Genomic DNA, 21,975 nt, shown 5'->3' with positions numbered 1-21,975 from the left:
ACGACCGCAATGATATTGGCGATCTTGCCCAATGGGTCCGTCGGGAGTTGCTGCCGTGAGCACTGGCAATCCTCTTTCCAGGCCGCCGGCCATCCCCGAACCGGCTTTCGCCGAGTTGCTCGCGGCCTATCGGGACCCGCGCCGGCATTATCATGATCTCGACCACATCGAAGCCATGCTGGCGGGCCTCGAATATTGCCGCGCCTTTCTCCATGATGCCAAGGCCGTGGAGCTGGCAATCTGGTTCCACGATGCGATCTACGACGCCGCGGCCCCGGACAATGAGGAGCGCAGCGCCGACCTCGCCCGGCAGGTTCTCGGGGGGCAGCTCGATCCAGAACGGCTGGAGCGGGTCACGGCGCTGATCCTGGCAACCCGGAAGCATGAACTCGCCGACCAGGGCAGAACACAGGAGCCGGCCCGCCAGGAACGATCGGACATGGCCTATTTCCTCGATCTCGACCTGCAGATCCTCGGCGCGGAGGCGGCGCGCTTCGATGCCTATGAGGCGGCGGTGCGGCGCGAATATGTGCATGTGACCGAAGCAGCCTGGCGCATCGGGCGGGCGGCCGTGCTGCGGCGCTTCATGGCCCGGCCGCGGCTCTATTTCAGCAACCTTTTCGCCGAAAGGCTGGAGGAAAGAGCGCGCGCCAATCTCGCGCGCTCCCTCGCAAAGTTGTCGGAAGGCAAGCCGCCTCAGGCCAGCGTGTAGCTGGTCTTCACCGTGGTGTAGAACTCGGCAGCGTAGCGGCCCTGCTCGCGCGGGCCGTAGCTCGAACCCTTTCGCCCGCCGAACGGCACGTGATAGTCGACCCCCGCCGTCGGCAGATTGACCATCACCATGCCGGCCTGGACATTGCGCTTGAAATGCGTGGCGTATTTCAAGCTGGTGGTGGCGATGCCGGCGGAAAGGCCGAATTCGGTGTCGTTGGCGGCAGCCAGCGCCTCGTCGTAATCCTTGACGCGCACCACGGCGGCGACCGGCCCGAAGATCTCCTCGCGAGCGATGCGCATGTCGTTGCTGGCACCGGTGAACAAGGCCGGCGTCAGATAGAAGCCGGGTGCCTCGCGCTTCACCAGATCGCCGCCGAAGGCGAGCTTGGCGCCCTCGTCCTTGCCGATCTTGATGTAGTTCAGGTCCTGGTCGAGCTGGCTCTGGTCAACCACCGGGCCGATATGGGTGCCGGCCTTCATAGCATCATCGACGGTGATGCCCTTGAGACGCTCGACGAGGGCGGCAACGAAGGCATCGTGGATGCCGTCGGTGACGATCAGGCGCGAGGAGGCCGTGCAGCGTTGGCCGGTCGAGAAGAAGGCACCGTTGACGGCGGCTTCCACCGCCACCTTGACGTCGGCATCATCGAGCACGACGAAGGGGTTCTTGCCGCCCATTTCGAGCTGCACCTTCTTCATCGGCGAAGAGGCGACGCAGGTCGCGGCGATCTTGCGGCCGGTACTGACCGAGCCGGTGAAGGAGATCGCATCGACGTCGGGTGAGGACAACAGCGCCTCGCCGACCACCGAGCCGCGGCCCATCACTAAGTTGAACACACCGGCCGGCAGGCCGGAGCGGGCGATGATCTCGCCCAGCGCATGCGCGGTGGCCGGCACCAGGTCGGCCGGCTTCAGCACCACGGTGTTGCCGTAGCAGAGCGCCGGGGCGATCTTCCAGGCCGGAATGGCGGCGGGGAAGTTCCAGGGCGTGATCAGGCCGACCACGCCGATGCCTTCGCGCGTCACCTCGACGCCGACGCCGGGACGGACCGAGCCAATGATCTCGCCGGCCAGGCGCAAGGCTTCACCGGCAAAGAAGCCGAAGATCTGGCCGGCCCGCGCCACCTCGCCGATACCTTCGGGCAGGGTCTTGCCTTCCTCGCGCGACAGGATGGCGCCGAGTTCCTCCTTGCGTGCCAGGATCTCGTCGCTGATGCGCTTGAGCACGTCATGGCGCTCCTGCAGGGTCGAGCGGCTCCAGCCGGGGAACGCAGCCTTGGCGGCAGCAATGGCCTTTTCGGCTTCGGCCTTGGTCGCCCGGGGGAAGTGCCCGACGATCTCGGCGGTGTTGGAGGGATTCACGTCCGGCGCGAGATCGGACGAGGCGACCCATTCGCCGGCGATGAAGTTACGGGCATGCAGTGTCATCGGGAAGATCCTAGAGATAACGAAACCGGCCGGACATTAGTCTAACAAATGCCCGGCGCAAACCGGCAGCTTGACGCGGCCGGCAATTTTCTGGCAGCGGCGGTCAGGCAGCCGCGACTGCCGTCACGCGCTGGCGCACGATCAGGAGGGCGATCAGCGCCGCCACGATACCGGTGAGGCCCGAGAAGAGGAAGGCCTCGACATAGCTTCCCTGCAGCACCCGCATATAGCCGGCCAGGGCCGCTGCGCTGGCAGCGCCGATCTGGTGGCCCGCCGCGATCCAGCCGAACACCACGGGGGCGTCGCGATCACCGAAGGCTTCGTTGGTCAGGCGTACGGTCGGCGGCACGGTGGCAATCCAGTCGAGGCCGTAGAACACGCCGAAAATGGTGAGCGTATAGATGTTGAAGCCGCTGAAGGGCAGATAGATCAGGGCGATGCCGCGCAGGCCGTAGTAGATGAAGAGCAGCTTGCGCGGATCGTAGCGATCGGTCAGCCAGCCCGAGAAAGTGGTGCCGAAGAGGTCGAAGATGCCCATCATCGCCATCAGGCCGGCGGCCTGCACTTCCGGGATGCCCATGTCGCCGCAGAAGGAAATCAGGTGCATGCCCACCAGGCCGTTGGTGGTGAAGCCGCAGATGAAGAAGGTGGCGAACAGGTACCAGAAGGTGCGCGTGCGGGCTGCCCGCACCAGCGCGCCGAGCGAGGCATCGATGAGGCCAGTCTGGGCCTGTGGCGGCTCGATCGGCGCGGAGGGATCGGCGCCATAGGGGCGCTGGCCGATGTCACTGGGATGGTTGGGCACCAGGAAGAAGGCAAGCGGAATCAGGACGGCACAGGCAATCGCCACGGCCGCGACCACCAATTGCCAGCCGCCGATCTCGGAAAGCTTGGCAAGACCAGGCTGGAAGATCAGCGTGCCCGTTGCAGCACTGGCCGCCATCAGCCCCATGATCAGGCCGCGATTGGTCTTGAACCAGCGATTGGCGACGGTGGCACCCAGCACCATAGCGACGCAGCCCGACCCTAGCCCGGAGAGCACGCCCCAGGTCGCGATCAACTGCCAGGACTGCGTCATCAGAAGGCTAAGGCCGATCGAGGCGGCCATCAGCGTCAGAGCGATGACCAGCACCCGGCGGATGCCGAACTTGTTCATCAGGGCGGCGGCGAAGGGGCCGACCAGGCCATAGAGCAGGATGCCGATCGACCCCGAAAGCGAGATCGTGTCGATACCCCAGCCGAATGCCTTGTGCAGGGGCTGGAGCAGCAGCCCGGGCGCGGCACGCACACCGGCCGCCACCAGCAGGGAAAGGAAGATGACGGCGACGACGACGAATGCATAATTCTGGCCGAAGGGCCGGCGGCTGACGCGCTGCATCGGGAGACCTGTAGGATGTCGAGATTGACTTGATACGTACCGGTCTGTAACATCGTTGTCGGAAATTGGAAAGAGGCAAATGACCGGATCCGCAAACGCCGCTTCGCCACCGCAGCCACGCGCGGCGGAACGCATCCTCAAGACTGCGCGCGAACTCTTCTACAAGGAGGGAATCCGGGCTGTCGGCGTCGATACCATCGCCTCGGAAGCCGGCGTGACCAAGCCGACGCTCTATCGCTGCTTCAATTCGAAGGATGAACTGGCGGCCGCCTATGTCCGGGTCTACGACGCCGAGTTCTGGGCCCGCTTCGAGGGTGCGGGCGTCGGCTTCGAGAACGACCCGCGCACCCATCTGCGCAACTACCTGGCAGGCCTCGGCGAAAGGGCAACCCTGGCCGGCTACCGCGGCTGCGGGCTGAGTAACGCCGCCGTGGAATATCCGGAGGAGGACAATCCCGCCCGCATGGTCGCCGAGGGCGGCAAGGTGTTGCTGCGCGAACGCCTGGAAGGCATGGCCGAGCGCATGGGCGCCAGGAATCCGGGCTTGCTCGCCGACGGGCTGCTGCTGTTGATCGAAGGCGCTTTCGTCAGCGGCCAGATCTTCCACGAGGGCGGGCCGGCCGGTTCGGTCGCGGTAATCGCCGACATGCTGATCGAGGCAAGCCTGAAGGATTGAGCCGGAGCGCGCGGGACGAAAGGCGCCCAATCGATTGCCGGCCTTCCTCGCGATGCTTCCGAGCTTTCACTGCGCCGGTATTGCTGCCTGCAGCTCAGCCTTGGCCTTGGCATGTCCCTGGTCCGCAGCCTTGCCAAACCAGAACAAAGCCTGCTGCTTGTCGCGGGCAACGCCCAGCCCCCGCGCATATAGGGTGCCGAGCGCATATTGCGCGCTGGCACGCCCCTGATCGGCCGCCTTGCGCAAGAGGTCCGCAGCCATGACGTAATCCTGCGGCACGCCCCAACCATTGGCATAAAGCGTGCCAAGGCCATCCAACCCGGCGGCGTCACCCTGCTCGGCCGCCTTGCCGAGCCAGAAGGCAGCCTGGAAATAGTCCTGCGGCATGCCCTGACCGTTGGCATAGAGGGCGGCGAGATTGACCTGCGCGGTGACATGGCCCTGGACGGCCGCCTTACGGTAGAACGCTGCAGCCGTGGCTTGGTCCTGCACTACGCCCTGACCCTTGGCATAGAGCGCGCCGAGGTCGTTCTGTGCATTGGCGTCGCCCTGATCGGCAGCCTTGCGATAGAGCGCCACGGCCTCGACATAGTCCTGCCTCACCCCCTGCCCGTTGGCACAAAGGCGACCGAGATTGAATTGTGCCTGGGCATTGCCTCGGTCAGCAGCCTTACGGAAGAGAGCCGCGGCCTTGATATAATCTTGCGCCACGCCCCAGCCATTGGCGTAAAGCACGCCTTGGGCGTTCAGAGCGTGGAGATCGCCTTGGTCGGCGGCCTTGCGAAACCAGAGGGCGGCCTCATCCTGGCGTTGTGCGACGCCCTTGCCCTGCAGATAAGCCGTGCCGAGATTGAACTGCGCCTTGGCATTGCCCTGTTCGGCGGCTTTGCGGTAGAGCGCGGTCGCCTGTCCCAGGTCCAGTGTGACACCCCAGCCATTCGCATGGAGCATGCCCAGGCTGTTCTGCGCGTCGGCATCACCCTGCTCGGCCGCCTTGCCATAAAGGCCACCGGCCAAGACATAATCGCGCGGCACGCCGCGACCGTTCTCATAGAGATCACCGAGATAGTATTGTGCCCTGGCCAGGCCCTGCGCGGCGGCTTTACGTTTACGATAGAGCTCCCTGGCTCGGGCATAATCTTGCTTCACCCCCCAGCCATTGGCATGAAGCACGCCCAGGTCCACCAGAGCGTTGAGATCATTCTGATCCGCAGCCTTGCTCAGCCAAAAGGCTGCCTGGGCATAGTCTCGTGCCATCCCCTGGTCATTGGCGTAGAGAATGCCGAGGTTGTACTGCGCCCTGGCAAAGCCTCGATCAGCGGCCTTGCGATAGAGTTCGGCAGCCTTGGCATGGTCCTGTGGCACACCGTACCCGAGGGCATGGAAAGAACCCAGTTCGTTCAACGCCCCCGCATCCCCTTGATCCGCGGCCTTGCGAAACCAGAACGCGGCCTGCCCATAATCCTGGGTGAGACCTAGCCCCTTTTCATAGAGGAAGCCGAGATTGTATTGCGCTCCGGCGTGTCCCCGTTCGGCGATCTTACGGAGAATGTCGGCCGCCCGACCATAGTCCCGCTTGACGCCCTGGCCCTCGACATAGAGGGCAGCGAGGCTGTTCTGGCCATCGGCATCCCCCTGGGCCGCCGCCTTGCCGAGCCAGGCTGCCGCCTGCTCGTAATCCCGGGCCACGCCCTGGCCGTTTCGATAGAGCAGACCGAGATTGGTTTGGGCACCAGCATGGCCCTGATCCGCGGCCTTGCGATACCACAAGGAGGCTTGGCCGTAGTCCAGGGGCATGCCCAGTCCCCTGGCATATTGGAGCCCGAGATTGAACTGCGCCTCGACATGGCCCTGCTCGGCCGCCTTGCGGAATAGGGCGGCCGATTGGGTATAATCGCGCGGCCCGCCCAGCCCCTCGGCAAAGAGAACGGCGAGATTGTTCTGCGCCAAGGCATCTCCCTGAGCGGCTGCTTTGCGATACAGCTCGATAGCTTGGCCGTAATCCTGGGCGACACCCCGGCCGTCGGCGTAGAGCAGGCCAAGATTGTACTGTCCGCCGGCATGGCCTTGAGCAGCCGCTTTGCGATAAAGGGCGGCAGCTTGCGCAATTTCCTGCAACACGCCCCGACCACTGGCGTAGAGGGAACCTAGGCTGTTCTGCGCAGCGGCATTGCCCTGGTCTGCCGCCTTGCGGAACCAATCGGCGGCTTGGCTGGCACTTTGCGTGACGCCTTTGCCTTGAAGATACATCTGGCCGAGACCGTATTGCGCCTCGGCGTTGCCCTGGTTGGCAGCTCGGCGGAACCAGAAGGCGGCCTGGCCATAATCTTGAGCCAAATCCTGCCGTCCCTCAGCGTAAATGGTGCCGAGGGCAATCTGCGCCTTGACATGCTCCCGCTCGGCCGCGCTACGGAAAAGGGCTACTGCCTGGGCATTGTTTTGTACCACGCCTTGGCCGCGTTCATAGAGGATGCCGAGATTATACTGGGCCTCGCTATCCCCCCGCGCCAGTGCCTTGCGAAACAATATGACGGCCTGACCGAAATCCTGCGGCATGCCCCAGCCTTTGGCATGGAGAAAGCCGAGAGCATTCTGCGCTCCGGCATGTCCCAGGTCAGCAGCCTTGCGATACCAAAAAGCTGCCTGCCCATAATCCTGGGGCACCCCTTCTCCCTTGAGGTAGAGGGAAGCAAGATTGTATTGCGCGTTGGCATTGCCTTGATCGGCCGCCTTGCGCATCCAGGCGGCGGCCTGAACGTCGTCTCGCGCAACGCCCCGACCTTCATGCAGCATCACGGCGATCTTGAGCTGGGCACTCGCATCGCCTGTTTCGGCTTGCGCCTTATAAAGCCTGAAAGCCTCGGCATGATTGCCTTGGGCATAGATATCGTCCGCGATACCAGCTTGGGCCGGATCAAGCAGAGTCCAGAAAAGCAATCCGCAGATCAGAACGCCGATCCTGCGCATGGCCAATCCCCCGAGCAAAATCCCAACGACTTTCGCAGCAATCTTGATAGTTGAAAAATACCCTGCAAGTGTGCCTTGAATTACACTTGTCGGACACGACGGCCCCCCGGCTCACGCCGCGCCGAAGCGGCGGCGATAATCGCCCGGGGTCAATCCCATCGTCCGCACGAAGATCTTGCGGAAGGAAACCGGATCGCCATAGCCGACATTCCAGGCGATGCGGTCGAAGGAAAGCCGCGTCGTCTCCAGCATGTCGCGGGCCTTGGCAACACGCAATTGCTGGCAATATTCGATGGGCCTCAGGCCCGTGGCCTTGCCGAAACGGCGCAGGAAGGTGCGCCTTTCCAACCCGGCCCTGGCCGCCATGGCGTTGACGTCGACGTCGCCGGCATAGGCCTGCTGGAGCCAGTGCTGAACCGCGAGGATCGCTCCGTCGCCGTGGTTGAGCCGCGGCGAGAACACGCTGTAATGGCGCTGCTCGCGCCCCTGCGGATCCACCAGCATGGCGCGTCCCGTCGCCACCATCACGCTGGTTCCGAGCAATTTCTCCACCAGTTTCAGGCCGAGATCGGTCCAGGACATCAATCCGGCGGCAGTGATGATGTCGCCGTCGTCGATCACGATCTTGGCCGAATCCACCCTGACCTTGCCGAAGCGCTCGGCGAGATCATCGGCGTAGCTCCAGTGGGTGGTCGCCTCGCGCCCGTCGAGCAATCCGGTTTCCGCGAGCAGGAAAGCGCCGATGCAAACCGAGGCCAGCACACTGCCGCGACCATGACAGTTGCGCAGGAATTCGGCGAGGTTGGAGGTCCAGGCGTCGCTCGGCGGCTTTGCCAAGCTCGGCGGCAGGATGATCATGCTTGGGATCGCGTCGTCCGCGCCGTCGCGATTGCGGATCTGGCCGCCGGCATCACACTCCCAATGGCTCACTCGCAGCAGGGGGCCACTGCCTTCCCTGCGCTCCCGCGCGATTCTGTCGGCGATGGCGAAGAGGTCGGTCAGACCATAGAGCGCGGCCAGTTGAACGTCGGGATAGGCCAGCAGGCCGATCTCGGAGGGAGCCGAGGTCATTTGTCACTTTCGCCCTGATTTTTGTCACATGTGCCAATCGGCATTCTGCCCCGCGCGTCCTATTTCAGCAATCACGACATCCTTTGAAACTGGAGAAACACCCCATGTCCAAGCGTGCCTTGATCCTCGTCGATATCCAGAACGACTATTTCCCGGGAGGCAAATGGACCCTGTCCGGCATCGAGGCGGCCACCGCCAATGCCGCGCGCCTGCTGGAGGCGGCCCGGACGAAGAACGACCTCGTGGTGCATGTGCGCCATGAAGCGGCCAAGGCGGATGCCCCCTTCTTCGTGGCCGGCACGCCGGGCGCCGAGATCAACCCGGGTGTCGCCAACCGCGCCGGCGAAGAGGTCGTCGTCAAGAACTTCCCCAACTCCTTCAGGGACACCAACCTCAAGAAGCTGCTCGACGATGCCGGCGTCACCGACCTCCTGGTCGCCGGCGCGATGAGCCATATGTGCATCGAGGCGACGACCCGGGCGGCAGCCGATTTCGGCTATGCGGTCACCGTTGCCCATGATGCCGCGGCCACACGGGACCTGGAATTCGGCGGAGTCACCGTACCGGCGGCGCAGGTCCATGCCGCCGCCATGGCATCGCTCGCCTTCGGCTACGCCAAGCTTGCTTCGACGGATGAACTGCTGGCGGGTTGAGGCAGCAAGAAAAGACGCAATGACGGATGAGGGATGTTGGCGCATATCTCGGGGACGGTCTTGTGTCACCCCTCATCCGCCCCTTTGGGGCACCTTCTCCCGCAGGGGGAGAAGGAAGATTGCGTCTTATTCGTCTGGACCAAAAGCTGCTGGCCCCGCGGCACCCGACAAGCCCACGCCCCTCACATACCCCAGCGCAGGGCCGGGGTATGCACTGGCGCATCCCACAGCGCCTTAGCCTGGTCGTCCAGCACCGAGAGCGTCAGCGAGCAGCCGGCCATGTCGAGCGAAGTGACATAGGAGCCCGTCAGCGAGCGGGCGACCTTGATGCCCTTGCCGTCGAGCCATTTGCGGGCCCTATCCTGCATCAGATAAAGCTCCATCAACGGCGTACCGCCGAAGCCGTTGACGAAGAGCAGGACCTCGGTGGCCGAGGTCAGCGAGAGGTCGCCGACGATGGCGCCCAGCATCTCGTCGACGATGGCATCGGCGGAAGCCAGCTTGACGCGGCGACGGCCCGGTTCGCCATGGATGCCGACGCCCATCTCCATCTCGTCCTCGCCGAGGCTGAAAGTCGGCTTGCCGGCGGCCGGCACCGTGCAGGAGGTCAGCGCTACGCCCATCGAGCGCGTATGGCTGTTGACGCGCGCACCCAGGGCCTTGAGGCTCGCGAGGTCGTCGCCACGCTCGGCCGCGGCGCCCAGGATCTTCTCGACGATCAGCGTACCGGCAACGCCGCGCCGGCCGGTGGTCCAGGTCGAATTCTCAACGGCGACGTCGTCGTCGAGGATCAGGCTTTCGACGGGGCCGGAGGCCATCTCCGCCGCCATGGCGAAGTTCATCACGTCGCCCTCGTAGTTCTTGACGATATAGAGCGTGCCCGCACCGCCATCGACGGCCTCGGCCGCCGCCATCATCTGGTCGGGCGTGGGCGAGGTGAAGACCTGGCCCGGACAGGCGGCATCGAGCATGCCGAAGCCGACGAAGCCGGCATGCAGCGGCTCATGACCGGACCCACCGCCGGAGATGAGGGCCACCTTGCCGGGCTTGACCTGGCGGCGGCGCACGAATTTGCGCTCCTCGCCCAGGGTGACGATGTCGGCGTGCGCGGCCGCGAATCCGTCCAGGCTCTGCGCCAGCACGTCGTCGACAGCATTGATGAGCTTCTTCATTCCATGGGCCTCCATATTGTTCGTGGTTAGATCGGGCCGCTGCAGGAACCGATATTCGGACTCAACTCCGAACCTGGCTTTCTCCAGGCTAATCCGGAACCGGTTCCTCCTCCCCCTTGGCCTTGCGATCGAGTGCGCGCGTGTAGTGGACGAGGCTGGCGACGAAATCGAGAATGGCCTTGTCCATCGCCTGGTTGCGTCTGACATCGCCAAGATCCGGCAAGGTGAGTGTCAGGCTGCGCCCTTGGGCCGGCTTGCCCTGGGCCTGCGTCCGCCCCGGATGGGCGGTCTGATAGGCCTTGAGGAACTCCGCCCTCTCCGTCGGGGCGAGGTGGCAGACCTCGAAAATGACATCGAGGTGCTGGGCCGGAATCGGAATGGGATAACCGGGATTGGTGATCTGCGAAATGAAGGACCTGTTGGTGCCGAGGGCGGCTGCCAGTTTCAACCTCGTGCCCGAGGGGCGATTGTCCAGCGCGCGTCGCAGCAGCGCCTTATAGGCCGCTATCGAACGCGTGCTGACATCCCGGGCGTCAGACATGTTTGAAATCCACGATCGCGGCCTTGACGGCGCCCACCAAAGCGGGGGGTACGGATAGGCAGGTCAGGCCGACGCCGATGAGCTTGGGCACCAGGCGCACCTCGCCCGCGGCATCCCCACAGATCGAGACCGGAACCTTGCGCGCCTTGCCGGCACCCACGGCGCGAGCCATCAATTCGAGCACGGCCGGATCGCCAGCGTCGTTGAGGCCGGCGACGTCGGCGATGTCGCGCGCCGCTGCCATGGTGTATTGCGTGAGATCGTTGGAGCCGATCGAATAGAAATCCGCCGGGAAGCGCAGGGCGCCGAGGGCTGCCGCGGGAACCTCGACCATGATTCCAAGCGGCGGCCGGCGGCAGGGCGTGCCTTCGGCGATGAGGGAAGCCACCACCTCGTCGAGCAGGGCGGACGCCTCGGCCAGTTCTCCCGGCACCGTCACCATCGGCAGCATGATGCGGATCTCGTGATGCAGGCTGGCCCGCGCCAGGGCCCTGAGTTGGACGCGGAAGGTTTCCGGGCGAGCCAGGGACAGCCGCAATCCGCGCAGCCCAAGGAAAGGATTGGATTCGCCGTCGCTAGTGACGCCGGCGATCGGCTTGTCGCCGCCGGCATCGAGGGTCCGGATCGTCACCGGCCGCCCATCGGCCCAGGCGGCGATGGCGACATAGGCGGCATATTGCGCTTCCTCGTCCGGCAGGGGCCGGCCAGGCTCGAATAGGAACTCGGTGCGCACCAGGCCGATACCGTCGCAGATCTCCGGCGAGATGCCCTTGAGATCGTCCGGCGAGGCGACGTTGATCATGATGTCGACCCGCGTGCCGTTGGGCAGGAACACCGGCTCGGCCTTCATGGTCTCCGCGCGGGCATCGGCTTCGTGCCGGCGTGCGAGGGCAGGGCCGAAATCGGCGAGCGAGGCACTGTCGGGATCGAAGGTCACAGTTCCAGCCGCCCCGTCGACAATGGCCTGGCTCGCTTCCTCGAGCGCTCCGAGCCCGGTCACCATCGGTACGCGGCGACTGCGGGCGAGCATGGCGACATGGGAGGATGGCGAACCGGCGCCCAGGGCAATCGCGCCGCCCTTGCTCCAGTCGACCGACAGGAACAAAGACGGCGGCAGGTCTTCGCCCACCAGCACGGAACCGGGCGGCACCTTCTCGCTTTCGGCCGCACCGGTGAGATGGGCGAGCACGCGGTCGCGGATATCGGCAAGGTCGGTGCCGCGGGCACGGAAATAGGCATCCTCGCTGCGTTCGTAATCGGCGATCTCCGCATCGAGGGCCGAGCGCCAGGCGTGGACGGGGGGAACGCCGGCGGCGATCGCGTCGAAGGCCCCCTCCGACAGGGCCTCGTCCTCGAGCATGGCGATCTGGAAGCCGATAATGTCGGCTCCCTCTTCATCGACGGCCTCGACCAGGGACACCAGATCGACCAAGGCCGAATCGATGGCGGTGCGCAAGGCGGCGTCGCCATCTTCCTGCGCCGGTGCCTTCCTTTCGGTCCGCGGCTTCGGCTTGCCGATCGTGAAGACGGGGCCGGAGGCGAGCCCCGGCGAGGCTGGACGTCCCGATATCCGCCGCTCAGTCATGGCCGCCCCCTGCTCGGGAGAAAATCGCGATTTCCCCAAAACGCAATTCTTCCACCTCTTTGTTTCGGTGCATTTTCTTAGGCGAAAAGCTGGTCAACTTTTCTCGAAAATGCCCCCCGCATCGTCACTCTTCCCCGAACTTTTCCTCGATCAGTCCCAGAATGGCTGACAGCGCCGCCTCGGCGTCGGGCCCGTCCGCCATAAAATGCAGCACGGTGCCCTTGGGCGCCTTCACCCGCATCACCTTGACCGGGCTCTTGGCGTCGACCCAGGGCCCCGCCGCATCGGTGGCCAGCTCGATGCTCGATTGGAAGCTCTTGGCGAGCTGGGTGAGCTTCACGCTCGGCCTGGCATGCAGCCCGATAGCGTTGGTCAGCTCGGCCTTGCCCGTCAGTGCTCCATTCATATCCGGCATATCAATCCTATCCATAGAGATCTTCGGCGGCGGAGCGGACCGCGGCCAGGGAGGAATTGCCGGAGGCCTCGGTCGCGGCGATCACCGCTCCCTCGACCACCGGCGCATTGCAGATGACCACAAGGTCGCGCTTATGCTCGTCGAGCATCTCGACGGCCATTTCGGCATTGGTCTCGGCACCGCCGAGGTCGACGAGGACCGCGACGCCCTCTTCGGACCAGACGCTATCGATGGCGGTGATGATCTTGACGACATCGGTGCCGAGCCCGCCCCCGGGATCGCCCCCCGTCCAGGCGACGCGCACGCTCTCGCCCACCATCTGCCTGACCATGTCGGCCGCGCCTTCGGCGACCTTGGGCGAATGCGATACGATCACCAGACTCACGGTCATGACATCAGGCCCTGTTTGTTGAGTTCGTCTGCCACCGTGGCGATGATCAGCGAGGAGGAGCGAGCGCCCGGATCCATGTGGCCGACGGAGCGTTCGCCCAGGAAGGAAGCGCGCCCGCGGATCGCCTGCATCGGCACCGTCCTGTCGGCGGCGGCGATGGCTTCCGCCTTGAGCGTGGCGGCATCGGCACCGGCTGCCAGGGCGGCCTGGACGGGGACGAGGACGTCGAGCAGCGTCTTCTGCCCGGCCTCCGAACGGCCGCGCGCCTTGACGGCCTCGACGGCCTTGGCGAAGGCGGCGATCACCGCTGTCCGATCGGGTTCGCCACCCACCGTCTTGCCCAGTTCCATGAAGAAGGTGCCGAAAAGCGGGCCGGACGCGCCGCCGACCTTCATCACCATCGCCATACCGGCCGCCTTGAGCAGGTCCGGCCAGGGTTTTTCGGCAAGACCGGGCAATTCGGCAGTGACAGCCTCGAAGCCCCGCTTGAGATTCAGCCCATGGTCGCCGTCACCGATCGCCTGATCGAGCGCGGTGAGCTCTTCGGAATGTTGGATTATGGTTGCCGCAACCGCGCGAATGAGCTGCTCTCTTGCTTGGCTGTCCATCGCCCCGCCTCCGCCCCGCACTCTTGCGACGGCCGGCACTGCCGGCTCGCAGTTTGCTTATTTGTTTAGTTGATCACCTAATCCTAAACATTGCAAGCCAAATTGTCGCTTGTTCTACGGGGCGCAGGCATTGGCAATGCTGCACCGCACTGAACATCGATCGGAGGGTTGCCTGACAGGGCTCCAGCCCCCGCAACAGGCATGCCCGGCCCGGCATTCCGTCATATTGCTGTGTCCGCCGCCGCCTAATGAGATGCCTATCTTAAGGTCAGTATTGGTGCCATATCGCCATTGACGAAGCTTGCCCGGACGGCCAAGACTAGAACCAAGCAAGATTTAGAAGCGCCAGGGGAAACGCTCCGCTTGATGGCAACAGATACAGTCCTGAAAGCCGAAGGCCTGACCAAGGATTTCAGGGGATTCCGGGCCGTCGACGGCGTCGATCTCTCGGTCATGCGCGGAACGGTCCATGCTTTGATCGGTCCGAACGGCGCCGGCAAGACCACTTGTTTCAATCTCTTGACCAAGTTCCTGTCTCCGTCGGCCGGACGCATCACCTATAAGGGGCATGACATTACCGGCATGAAGCCCGCCGCCGTGGCCAGGCTCGGCCTCGTCCGGTCCTTTCAGATCTCGGCCGTGTTCGGCGAAATGAGCGTGAACGACAATATCCGCATCGCCCTGCAGCGCCGCCGAGGCCACTCCTATGATTTCTGGCGCTCGCAGCGTGTTCTCGACGGCCTGAACCCCGAAGCCGCCGAACTCGCCGACAGCGTCGGCCTGTCATCCTTTCTCGCAACGCCGGCCAAGGAACTCTCCTACGGCCGCAAGCGCGCTTTGGAGCTCGCGACGACCCTGGCGCTCGATCCCGAAATGCTGCTGCTGGACGAACCGATGGCCGGCATGGGTCACGAGGATGTCGAGCGCACCACCGAGCTGATCCGCAAGATCGCGGCGAGCCGCACCATCCTGATGGTCGAGCACAATCTTTCCGTGGTCGCCACCCTCTCCAACACCATCACCGTGCTGGCGCGCGGCAAGGTGCTGGCGCAGGGCGACTACAAAACCGTTTCCGGCGACCCGCGCGTGGTCGAGGCCTATATCGGGAGTGGCCATGCCTGACCCCGTGAAAAAGCCTGATCCCCTGCTGCGGGTCCGAGGCCTCGAGGCCTGGTATGGCGAGTCCCATGTGCTGCATGGCATCGATTTCGACGTCAATCCCGGCGAGGTCGTGACCCTGCTCGGCCGCAACGGCGCCGGCAAGACCACCACGATGAAATCCATCATCGGCGTGATGGCCAAGCGCAAGGGCTCGATCCGTTTCGGCGGCCGGGAGACCATCGGTCTCGGCTCCCGCCACGTCGCCCGCCTGGGTATCGGCTATTGCCCGGAGGAGCGCGGCATCTTCGCCAGCCTGTCGGTGAAGGAAAATCTCGAACTGCCGCCGGTGGTGAAGCCCGGCGGCCTCAGCGTGGACGAGATCTTCACCCTGTTTCCCAATCTCAAGCAGCGCCTCACCAGCCAGGGTACCAAGCTCTCGGGTGGCGAGCAGCAGATGCTGGCCATCGGCCGCATCCTGCGCACCGGCGCCAATCTCCTGCTGCTCGACGAACCGACCGAAGGCCTCGCACCGGTCATCGTCGAGCAGATCGGGCACACCATCGCCAGCCTCAAGCAGCGCGGCTTCACTATCATCCTGGTCGAACAGAATTTCCGCTTCGCCTCGACCGTGGCGGACCGCCACTATGTCGTCGAGCAGGGCAAGGTGATCGACATGATCCCCAATGCCGAGCTGGAAGCCAACAGCGACAAGTTGCACGCCTATCTGGGCGTGTGACGCCAATGATGCCAAATCTCCGATTTGGCGAAAATCGTTAGAGAGAACCGAGAGGTATTGAAAATTCCTCTCGGTGTAAAAAGCTGAACGGGAGACGCTTATGATTTCAAAACGGACCCTGCTCGCAGCAGCAGCCCTCGCCGCGGTATTCGCAGGCTCGGCGCTGGGGCCGGCAAGCGCCGAGGATATCGCAGTCAAGCTCGGCATCCTCAACGACCGTTCCGGCGTCTATGCCGACCTGTCCGGCGAAGGCTCGGTGATCGCCGCCAAGATGGCGGTTGAGGACTTCAAGGCCGCCGAAAAGGGCCTGAAAGTCGAGATCGTTTCGGCCGACCACCAGAACAAGCCCGATATCGGCGCCGGCATCGCCCGGCAATGGTACGACCAGGATGGCGTCGATGCCATCTTCGACGTGCCGACCTCCTCGGTGGCGCTCGCCGTCAGCCAGGTCACCAAGGAAAAGAACAAGATCTTCATCGATTCCGGCGCCGGTTCCACCGAGATCGCCGGCAAGCAATGCACGCCCAACACGCTGATGTGGACCTATGACACCTATGCCCTGGCCAAGGGCACGGGTGGCGCCATGGTCAAGCAGGGCGGCGACAGCTGGTTCTTCATCACCGCCGACTATGCCTTCGGCAAGTCGCTGGAGGAGAATGCCACCGCTATCGTCACGGCCGCGGGCGGCAAGGTGCTCGGTTCGATCAAGGCTCCTTTCCCGACCTCTGACTTCTCCTCCTTCCTGTTACAGGCCCAGTCCTCCGGCGCCAAGGTGATCGGCCTTGCCAATGCCGGCGGCGACACCGTCAACGCCATCAAGCAGGCCGCCGAATTCGGCATCACCCAGGGCGGCCAGAGCCTGGCCGGCCTGTTGATCTTCATCTCCGACGTGCATGCGCTCGGCCTGCAGGCGGCCCAGGGCCTCGTGCTGACGGAAGCCTTCTATTGGGACCTCAACGACGGCACCCGTGCCTGGTCCAAGCGCTTCGCCGAACAGAGCGGCGGCAAGATGCCGACCATGGTGCATGCCGGCGTCTATGCCGGTGTCCTGCACTATCTCAAGGCGATCGAGGCGGCCAAGTCCAAGGATGCCGGCAAGGTCATGGCCCAGATGAAGGCGACGCCGACCGACGACCCCCTGTTCGGCAAGGGCGAGGTCCGCAAGGACGGCCGCGTCACCCACGACATGTACCTGTTCCAGGTCAAGAAGCCCGACGAATCCAAGGGGCCGTGGGATTATTACAAGCTGCTCGCCACCATTCCGGCGGGTGAGGCCTTCCAGCCCATGGCCGAGGCCGGCTGCCCGCTGGCGAAGTAACTAGTAACTAAAGAGCCGCTCGGCGCGTGGCGAAGCGTGCCACGCGCCTTCGGCCCCATCTCGCCGATGACGAAGCAGACGATGGTGAAGGACCCATAAGGTGACCACGATTTTCGGCATTCCCCTGCAGGGCATCATGGCCCAGCTCGCGCTGGGCCTGATCAATGGCTCCTTCTACGCCTTGCTCAGCCTCGGCCTTGCCATCATCTTCGGCCTGCTCAACGTCATCAATTTCGCCCATGGCGCCCTCTACATGATGGGTGCCTTCGCGGCATGGATGCTGCTCAACTATGCCGGCATCGGCTTCTGGCCGGCCCTCATCCTGGCACCACTGGGCGTCGGCCTGGTCGGCATCGCCATCGAGCGGCTCTTCATCTCCAGGCTCTACCAGCTCGACCATCTCTACGGCCTGCTGCTCACCTTCGGCCTGGCGCTGATCATCCAGGGCCTGTTCCGCAATTATTACGGCGTCTCCGGCGTGCCCTATACCCTGCCGCCTGCGCTGACGGGGCCGGTCAATCTCGGCTTCATGGTGCTGCCGAAGAGCCGTGTCTTCGTGATCGCCTTCTCGCTCGCCATCTGCCTCGCCACCTGGCTGGTGATCGAGAAGACGCGTCTCGGGGCCTATCTGCGTGCGGCGACCGAAAACCCCAGGCTGGTCGAGGCCTTCGGTATCAACGTGCCGATGCTGCGCATGCTGACCTATGGCTTCGGTGTCGGTCTCGCCGGGCTGGCCGGCGTGCTGGCGGCGACCACGTCCAACGTCAATCCCAATATGGGCTCCGACCTCATCATCGTGGTCTTCGCGGTGGTGGTGATCGGCGGCATGGGCTCGATCCTCGGCTCGGTGGTGACAGGCTTCGGCCTTGGCCTGATCGAGGGCATCGTCAAGAATTTCTACCAGCAGGGCTCGGCCACCGTGGTCTTCGTGGTGATGGTCATCGTGCTGCTCGTCCGGCCTGCCGGCCTGTTCGGGAGGGCTTCCTGATGGCAGCCTCGATCCAACCGGCCGCCGCAATCCGCGGTGCACCCCTGCTGGGCGACCGCGGCGTGATGCTGCTGATCGTCGTGCTGATCGCCATCGCCCCCTTCGTCGCCTATCCCGTCTTCGTGATGAAGGTGCTGTGCTTCGGCCTGTTCGCCTGCGCCTTCAACCTCCTGCTCGGCTATGGCGGCCTGCTCTCCTTCGGCCATGCCGCCTTCTTCGGCATGGCGAGCTATGCCAGTGCCCACGCGGCCAAGGTCTGGGGCCTGACGCCCGAGCTGGCGATCCTGTGCGGGGGCGCCGTCGCCGCCGTTCTCGGCCTCGTGGTCGGCTCGCTCGCCATCCGGCGCCAAGGCATCTATTTCGCCATGATCACCCTGGCGCTGGCCCAGATGGTGTATTTCTTCGCCCTGCAGGCGCCCTTCACCGGCGGCGAGGACGGCATTCAGGCGGTGCCGCGCGGCAAGCTTTTCGGCCTCCTCGACCTTTCCGACGACAAGGCGCTCTATGTCCTGGTTGCCGTGATCGTGCTGCTGGGCCTGTTCGTCATCCACCGTATCGTGCATTCACCCTTCGGCCAGGTGATGAAGGCGATCCGCGACAACGAGCCCCGCGCTTTGTCGCTGGGTTATGATGCCGAACGTTTCAAACTGCTGATGTTCACCCTGTCGGCCACGCTGGCCGGCATCGCCGGCGCCACCAAGGCGCTGGTGTTCCAGCTTGCCTCGCTCACAGACGTACACTGGTCGATGTCGGGCGAGGTCGTGCTGATGGCCCTTGTCGGCGGCACCGGCACGCTGTTCGGGCCGATGCTCGGCGCCTTGTTGGTGGTGGCGATGGAGACCTATCTCGCACCGCTCGGCTCCTGGGTGACGGTAGCCCAGGGCGCCGTGTTCGTCATCTGCGTGCTCGCCTTCCGCGATGGCATTGCGGGCACTTTGGGCAAACTCTTGCGCAGGAGCAGCTAGCGCAAAGTGCGATTTCCTTGAATCGCACTTTCTCCCTATCTCTTTGTTTTGACGCGTTTTCTTAATCGAAAAGTCTAGCAACTTTTCTGGAAAACGCTCTAAACGCTATCGCCGCCCTCCTCAGTCAGGAGAGCGGTGTTCGAGCCGTTCCGTGGCGAAGGCGGCCAGCCCGGCGATGCCGAGCGCGGCGCCAGTCGCGGCCGTGACCATCCAGCCACCGGCATGGTAGGTCAGCGTACCCAGCACCGACCCGAGGGCCCCGCCGACGAACACCGTCGTCATGTAGAGGGCATTGATACGGCCGCGGACCGCCGGAGCCGTCGAGAAGATGGTGCGCTGGCTGACGATCTGGTTGGTCTGGACCGCCGCATCGATCACCAGCGTCGCCACGATCAGCACCAGAAGAGACAGGATGTGCTCGCCGAGAACCGTTGCGAGAAAGGCGAGCGCCAAAGAGGCCATCGCACCATAGGTCGCCATGCGGCCATGCCCGTGATCGGCAAGGCGACCCGCCAGCGGTGCTGCCAGCGCGCCGCCCGCCCCGGCGAGGGCGAAGAGCCCGATCGCATAGTCGGACATGCCGAAACGTTCCGTCAGCATCAAGGGCGCAGCGGTCCAGAACAGGTTGAAGGCGCAGAACAGCAGCATCTGATAGAGGGCGCGGCGACGCAGGATCGGCGTATTCCGCACGAGGCCGGGCAGCGAGGCCAGCACCGCCCCGTAATGGCTCGTGCCAGACGGCTGGTAGCGCGGCATCATGCGCCACAGGACGGCGCCGATCGCGATCATCAGCACGGCGGATGCCAGGAAGACTGCCCGCCAATTCAGATAGGCCGCCATGAAAAGGGCGGCCGGCCTTGCCAGCATGATGCCGGTGATCAGGCCCGCCATCACCAGGCCGACCGCGCGTCCGCGCCGCTCGGGCGGAACGAAATGGGTGATGAAGGGCACCAGGATCTGGGCACCGGCCGAGAATATGCCGATGGCGAGCGAGGCGAACAGGAAAGCCACGACACCTTGCGCGCCAGCCGCCAGGAGCAGGCTGGCGGCCGCACAAACGAGCGTCGCCAGGGCCAGGACCTTGTTCTCGATGAGATCGGCCAAGGGCACCAGCAGGATGAGCCCGAGGCCGTAGCCGATCTGGGTGAGGCTGACGATGGCGCCAGCCAGGTCCGGGCCGATGCCGATCTCGGGCGCGATCTTGGCCACCAGCGGCTGGGCATAATAGAGATTGCCGACGATGGCCCCAGTTGCGACTGCCAGGGTCAGGACCAAAGCGGGAGCAGCCTGCCGGATGACGGCGGAGGCGGTGTTTTCCATCTGATGCATGTGATTCACGGCAGGCGGTTTCACGGCGCGTATTTGCCGACTAATGAAACGATACGTATCGTTATGATTGAATAAAACGATACGTTTCGTTATGTCAAGATGGGGAGGCACCGCATGGAGACGAAAGCCACGCAGCCAAGGCGCCGCTCGATCGGCGCCCGGCGCAATCCGCAGACCGAGACCGCTATCATCGAGGCCGCACGACAGCTTCTGGCGGATCGGGGCTATGCCGGATTTTCCATCGAGGAGGCTGCACGGCGTGCCGGCGCCGGCAAGGCCACCGTCTATCGCTGGTGGCCGACCAAGGCCGATCTGTTCATGGCAGCCTATGGAGCCGAAAAGGCTCGGGCGATCAGCCTGCCTGACACCGGCAGCCTGATCGAGGATCTGGTGCAGCACACCGCCGATCTCTGGCGTTTCTGGCGGACACCGCCCGGCGGTGCCTTCAGGGCGCTGCTCGCCGAGGCGCAAGCGAGCGAGGCAGCGGGCTCGCGACTGCGCAACGAGTTCCTGCCCGTGCTGTTCCGGCCAGTGCGCCATCTCTTCGAGCGGGCAGCAGCGCGCGGCGAATTTCCCGCCCAACTGATCGATGAACGCATCGCATTGTGGGCAGGGTTCAACTGGTATCACCTACTGACCTGGCAGATCGACGCCGACGAGGCACTCCTGCGCCGGGTCGAGACGCTCGTTGTCTCTACCGAGATCCGAGCCGGATAGGCGGTCCGCTTTCCTACAGCTTCACCCAGACGCCGCCCTTCTTGGAGGATTTCACCGCCGCCTCGATGAAGGCCATGCCGGCAATGCCGTCGTCGATACCGGGGAAGAGCACGGCCGGATCGAGCGCCTCGCCACTGCGGGCGGCCCGGATGGCGCGGGCGATTTCGGTATAGATATTGGCGAAGCCTTCGAGATAGCCTTCGGGGTGGCCCGGCGGCACGCGCGTCACCCGCGCCGCATCCTCGCCGGCCGCGGCCGAGCCGCGAGTGATGATGCGGGTCGGTTCGCCATGCGGGGTGAAATAGAGATAATTCGGGTTGTCCTGGCGCCAGTGGAACCCGGCCTTCTCGCCATAGACGCGCAGCATCAGGCCATTCTCGTTGCCGGGCGCCACCTGGCTCGCCCACAGCGCCCCGCGCGCGCCATTGGCATAGCGCAGCAGGATCTGGACGTTGTCGTCGAGAGCCCTTCCCGGCACGAAGGATGTGAGTTCGGCCAGCAATTCCGAAACCTCCAGACCGCCGACAAACTGGGCCAGGTTGAAGGCATGGGTTCCGATGTCGCCAATGGCGCCGCCGGCGCCGGACCGCTTCGGATCGGTGCGCCAATCGGCCTGTTTCTGGCCGGTGTGCTCGATCGGCGTGGTGAGCCAGTCCTGCGGATATTCGACCTGGATCAGGCGGATGGCACCGAGCTCACCCGACTTCACCATCTCGCGCGCAGCGCGGATGAGAGGGTAGCCGGTGTAATTGTGGGTCACCGCGAAGATCACGCCCTTGTCGGCGGCGAGCTTCTTCAGGCGCAGGGCGTCCTTCAGCGTCGTCGTCACCGGCTTGTCGCAGATGACATGGATGCCGGCCTTGATGAAGGCCTCGGCCGCCGGTGCATGCATGTGGTTGGGCGTGACGATGGAAACGGCCTCGATGCCGTCCTTGCGCCGCTTTTCCTTGCGCGCCATCGTCTCGAAGTCGGGATAGATCCGGCTCGGATCGAGGCCGAGCGCCTCGCCCGAACGCTGGGCCTTCTCGGGCGTGGACGACAGGGCGCCCGCCACCAGCACATAATCATCGTCCATGCGGGCGGCGAGGCGATGCACGGCGCCGATGAAAGCGCCCTCCCCGCCGCCGACCATGCCATAGCGCACGCGCCCGCCTGCCTTGCTGTCCGAACGGCCCTCGATCGCCATCTGTTGTCTCCCTGATTGCAACACCCTCCCCTGGAT

Annotated in this window: 21 protein-coding genes and 1 pseudogene; 9 read left to right on the top strand and 13 right to left on the bottom strand. The window is 64.5% G+C overall.

Going from position 1 to position 21,975, the window contains the following annotated elements; genetic code table 11:
• The first annotated feature begins 55 nt into the window (after positions 1-55).
• Entirely contained in the window at positions 56-712 is a 657-nt protein-coding gene (locus ACTJKX_RS01280) for an HD domain-containing protein (protein WP_311933634.1), read from the top strand.
• Here the strand turns inward: ACTJKX_RS01280 and ACTJKX_RS01275 are convergent.
• Together ACTJKX_RS01275 and ACTJKX_RS01270 are read right to left on the bottom strand one after the other, a co-directional pair.
• The gene (locus ACTJKX_RS01275; protein ID WP_311933636.1) at positions 697-2,142 is read right to left on the bottom strand and encodes an aldehyde dehydrogenase family protein; all 1,446 of its coding nucleotides are present in this window, start codon (positions 2,140-2,142) and stop codon (positions 697-699) included. The genes ACTJKX_RS01280 and ACTJKX_RS01275 overlap by 16 nt on opposite strands.
• 103 nt (positions 2,143-2,245) lie before the next feature.
• Positions 2,246-3,520, bottom strand: coding sequence for an MFS transporter (locus ACTJKX_RS01270; RefSeq protein WP_311933638.1), 1,275 nt, complete (start codon positions 3,518-3,520; stop codon positions 2,246-2,248).
• 79 nt (positions 3,521-3,599) lie between these two features.
• On the opposite strand from ACTJKX_RS01270, the gene ACTJKX_RS01265 reads away from it, so the two are divergent.
• A complete protein-coding gene (locus tag ACTJKX_RS01265) occupies positions 3,600-4,196 on the top strand; it encodes a TetR/AcrR family transcriptional regulator (protein WP_311933641.1) in 597 nt (198 codons plus the stop codon).
• A 66-nt stretch (positions 4,197-4,262) separates the two neighbouring features.
• Here the strand turns inward: ACTJKX_RS01265 and ACTJKX_RS01260 are convergent, their stop codons facing one another.
• From ACTJKX_RS01260 to ACTJKX_RS01250, 3 genes and pseudogenes are all read right to left on the bottom strand, one after another.
• Complete coding sequence (locus ACTJKX_RS01260) at positions 4,263-6,533, bottom strand: tetratricopeptide repeat protein (protein WP_440724497.1); 2,271 nt, start codon at positions 6,531-6,533, stop codon at positions 4,263-4,265.
• 102 nt (positions 6,534-6,635) lie between these two features.
• Positions 6,636-6,989: pseudogene (locus ACTJKX_RS01255) on the bottom strand (tetratricopeptide repeat protein); the annotation flags it as partial.
• A 285-nt stretch (positions 6,990-7,274) separates the two neighbouring features.
• Positions 7,275-8,234 carry a GlxA family transcriptional regulator gene (locus ACTJKX_RS01250; protein WP_367624179.1) on the bottom strand — a complete coding sequence of 320 codons (960 nt, stop codon included), beginning with the start codon at positions 8,232-8,234 and terminating at the stop codon, positions 7,275-7,277.
• Between the two features lie 104 nt (positions 8,235-8,338).
• On the opposite strand from ACTJKX_RS01250, the gene ACTJKX_RS01245 reads away from it, so the two are divergent.
• Positions 8,339-8,887 (top strand): cysteine hydrolase family protein, encoded by a 549-nt coding sequence (locus ACTJKX_RS01245; RefSeq protein ID WP_367624180.1) that lies wholly within the window; start codon positions 8,339-8,341, stop codon positions 8,885-8,887.
• Between the two features lie 182 nt (positions 8,888-9,069).
• Here ACTJKX_RS01245 and dhaK read toward each other — a convergent pair whose 3' ends face one another.
• From dhaK to dhaL, 6 genes are all read right to left on the bottom strand, one after another.
• A complete protein-coding gene (dhaK, locus tag ACTJKX_RS01240; RefSeq protein ID WP_394310350.1) occupies positions 9,070-10,059 on the bottom strand; it encodes a dihydroxyacetone kinase subunit DhaK in 990 nt (329 codons plus the stop codon).
• Positions 10,060-10,147: 88 nt separating this feature from the next.
• Positions 10,148-10,600 (bottom strand): hypothetical protein, encoded by a 453-nt coding sequence (locus ACTJKX_RS01235; protein ID WP_394310352.1) that lies wholly within the window; start codon positions 10,598-10,600, stop codon positions 10,148-10,150.
• Positions 10,593-12,185 carry a putative PEP-binding protein gene (locus ACTJKX_RS01230; RefSeq protein ID WP_394310353.1) on the bottom strand — a complete coding sequence of 531 codons (1,593 nt, stop codon included), beginning with the start codon at positions 12,183-12,185 and terminating at the stop codon, positions 10,593-10,595. The genes ACTJKX_RS01235 and ACTJKX_RS01230 overlap by 8 nt, the downstream gene beginning before the upstream one ends.
• 124 nt (positions 12,186-12,309) lie before the next feature.
• Positions 12,310-12,591 carry an HPr family phosphocarrier protein gene (locus tag ACTJKX_RS01225; RefSeq protein WP_394310703.1) on the bottom strand — a complete coding sequence of 94 codons (282 nt, stop codon included), beginning with the start codon at positions 12,589-12,591 and terminating at the stop codon, positions 12,310-12,312.
• A 16-nt stretch (positions 12,592-12,607) separates the two neighbouring features.
• Positions 12,608-12,991 carry a dihydroxyacetone kinase phosphoryl donor subunit DhaM gene (dhaM, locus tag ACTJKX_RS01220; protein WP_440724114.1) on the bottom strand — a complete coding sequence of 128 codons (384 nt, stop codon included), beginning with the start codon at positions 12,989-12,991 and terminating at the stop codon, positions 12,608-12,610.
• Positions 12,988-13,599, bottom strand: coding sequence for a dihydroxyacetone kinase subunit DhaL (gene dhaL / locus ACTJKX_RS01215; protein ID WP_311933659.1), 612 nt, complete (start codon positions 13,597-13,599; stop codon positions 12,988-12,990). Before dhaL ends, dhaM begins: the two co-directional genes overlap by 4 nt.
• Positions 13,600-13,965: 366 nt before the next feature.
• Between dhaL and ACTJKX_RS01210 the strand changes: the two genes are divergently transcribed.
• The 5 genes from ACTJKX_RS01210 (at position 13,966) to ACTJKX_RS01190 (ending at position 18,707) form a co-directional block, all read left to right on the top strand.
• A complete protein-coding gene (locus tag ACTJKX_RS01210; protein ID WP_394310357.1) occupies positions 13,966-14,721 on the top strand; it encodes an ABC transporter ATP-binding protein in 756 nt (251 codons plus the stop codon).
• Complete coding sequence (locus tag ACTJKX_RS01205) at positions 14,714-15,436, top strand: ABC transporter ATP-binding protein (RefSeq protein WP_367624184.1); 723 nt, start codon at positions 14,714-14,716, stop codon at positions 15,434-15,436. The genes ACTJKX_RS01210 and ACTJKX_RS01205 overlap by 8 nt, the downstream gene beginning before the upstream one ends.
• Before the next feature lie 100 nt (positions 15,437-15,536).
• A complete protein-coding gene (locus ACTJKX_RS01200; protein WP_367624185.1) occupies positions 15,537-16,754 on the top strand; it encodes an ABC transporter substrate-binding protein in 1,218 nt (405 codons plus the stop codon).
• Positions 16,755-16,854: 100 nt separating this feature from the next.
• Positions 16,855-17,742 carry a branched-chain amino acid ABC transporter permease gene (locus ACTJKX_RS01195; RefSeq protein ID WP_394310361.1) on the top strand — a complete coding sequence of 296 codons (888 nt, stop codon included), beginning with the start codon at positions 16,855-16,857 and terminating at the stop codon, positions 17,740-17,742.
• The gene (locus ACTJKX_RS01190; protein WP_440724113.1) at positions 17,742-18,707 is read left to right on the top strand and encodes a branched-chain amino acid ABC transporter permease; all 966 of its coding nucleotides are present in this window, start codon (positions 17,742-17,744) and stop codon (positions 18,705-18,707) included. The genes ACTJKX_RS01195 and ACTJKX_RS01190 overlap by 1 nt, the downstream gene beginning before the upstream one ends.
• A gap of 120 nt (positions 18,708-18,827) precedes the next feature.
• Here the strand turns inward: ACTJKX_RS01190 and ACTJKX_RS01185 are convergent, their stop codons facing one another.
• Positions 18,828-20,036 (bottom strand): MFS transporter, encoded by a 1,209-nt coding sequence (locus tag ACTJKX_RS01185; RefSeq protein ID WP_440724112.1) that lies wholly within the window; start codon positions 20,034-20,036, stop codon positions 18,828-18,830.
• Between the two features lie 114 nt (positions 20,037-20,150).
• Here ACTJKX_RS01185 and ACTJKX_RS01180 point away from each other — a divergent pair, with 114 nt between their 5' ends.
• A complete protein-coding gene (locus ACTJKX_RS01180) occupies positions 20,151-20,753 on the top strand; it encodes a TetR/AcrR family transcriptional regulator (RefSeq protein ID WP_311933673.1) in 603 nt (200 codons plus the stop codon).
• A 13-nt stretch (positions 20,754-20,766) separates the two neighbouring features.
• Here ACTJKX_RS01180 and ACTJKX_RS01175 read toward each other — a convergent pair whose 3' ends face one another.
• Positions 20,767-21,939 (bottom strand): Gfo/Idh/MocA family protein, encoded by a 1,173-nt coding sequence (locus ACTJKX_RS01175; RefSeq protein WP_367624188.1) that lies wholly within the window; start codon positions 21,937-21,939, stop codon positions 20,767-20,769.
• Positions 21,940-21,975 lie beyond the last annotated feature (36 nt).

It is taken from the genome of Labrys sp. 22185 (genome assembly GCF_052045555.1).
Taxonomy (GTDB): Bacteria; Pseudomonadota; Alphaproteobacteria; order Rhizobiales; family Labraceae; genus Labrys; species Labrys neptuniae.
This window is presented reverse-complemented; position numbering and strand designations above follow the sequence as displayed.

Excerpts from the sequence above, each read along its gene's own strand:
- ACTJKX_RS01245 (WP_367624180.1), top strand. The coding sequence starts at position 8,339 with ATGTCCAAGCGTGCCTTGATCCTCGTCGATATCCAGAACGACTATTTC.
- ACTJKX_RS01275 (WP_311933636.1), bottom strand. The coding sequence starts at position 2,142 with ATGACACTGCATGCCCGTAACTTCATCGCCGGCGAATGGGTCGCCTCG.
- dhaM (WP_440724114.1), bottom strand. The coding sequence starts at position 12,991 with ATGACCGTGAGTCTGGTGATCGTATCGCATTCGCCCAAGGTCGCCGAA.
- ACTJKX_RS01185 (WP_440724112.1), bottom strand. The coding sequence starts at position 20,036 with ATGCATCAGATGGAAAACACCGCCTCCGCCGTCATCCGGCAGGCTGCT.
- ACTJKX_RS01210 (WP_394310357.1), top strand. The coding sequence starts at position 13,966 with ATGGCAACAGATACAGTCCTGAAAGCCGAAGGCCTGACCAAGGATTTC.
- ACTJKX_RS01250 (WP_367624179.1), bottom strand. The coding sequence starts at position 8,234 with ATGACCTCGGCTCCCTCCGAGATCGGCCTGCTGGCCTATCCCGACGTT.
- ACTJKX_RS01230 (WP_394310353.1), bottom strand. The coding sequence starts at position 12,185 with ATGACTGAGCGGCGGATATCGGGACGTCCAGCCTCGCCGGGGCTCGCC.
- ACTJKX_RS01180 (WP_311933673.1), top strand. The coding sequence starts at position 20,151 with ATGGAGACGAAAGCCACGCAGCCAAGGCGCCGCTCGATCGGCGCCCGG.
- ACTJKX_RS01200 (WP_367624185.1), top strand. The coding sequence starts at position 15,537 with ATGATTTCAAAACGGACCCTGCTCGCAGCAGCAGCCCTCGCCGCGGTA.
- ACTJKX_RS01205 (WP_367624184.1), top strand. The coding sequence starts at position 14,714 with ATGCCTGACCCCGTGAAAAAGCCTGATCCCCTGCTGCGGGTCCGAGGC.
- dhaL (WP_311933659.1), bottom strand. The coding sequence starts at position 13,599 with ATGGACAGCCAAGCAAGAGAGCAGCTCATTCGCGCGGTTGCGGCAACC.
- ACTJKX_RS01270 (WP_311933638.1), bottom strand. The coding sequence starts at position 3,520 with ATGCAGCGCGTCAGCCGCCGGCCCTTCGGCCAGAATTATGCATTCGTC.
- ACTJKX_RS01190 (WP_440724113.1), top strand. The coding sequence starts at position 17,742 with ATGGCAGCCTCGATCCAACCGGCCGCCGCAATCCGCGGTGCACCCCTG.
- ACTJKX_RS01265 (WP_311933641.1), top strand. The coding sequence starts at position 3,600 with ATGACCGGATCCGCAAACGCCGCTTCGCCACCGCAGCCACGCGCGGCG.
- ACTJKX_RS01235 (WP_394310352.1), bottom strand. The coding sequence starts at position 10,600 with ATGTCTGACGCCCGGGATGTCAGCACGCGTTCGATAGCGGCCTATAAG.
- ACTJKX_RS01175 (WP_367624188.1), bottom strand. The coding sequence starts at position 21,939 with ATGGCGATCGAGGGCCGTTCGGACAGCAAGGCAGGCGGGCGCGTGCGC.
- ACTJKX_RS01225 (WP_394310703.1), bottom strand. The coding sequence starts at position 12,591 with ATGAATGGAGCACTGACGGGCAAGGCCGAGCTGACCAACGCTATCGGG.
- dhaK (WP_394310350.1), bottom strand. The coding sequence starts at position 10,059 with ATGAAGAAGCTCATCAATGCTGTCGACGACGTGCTGGCGCAGAGCCTG.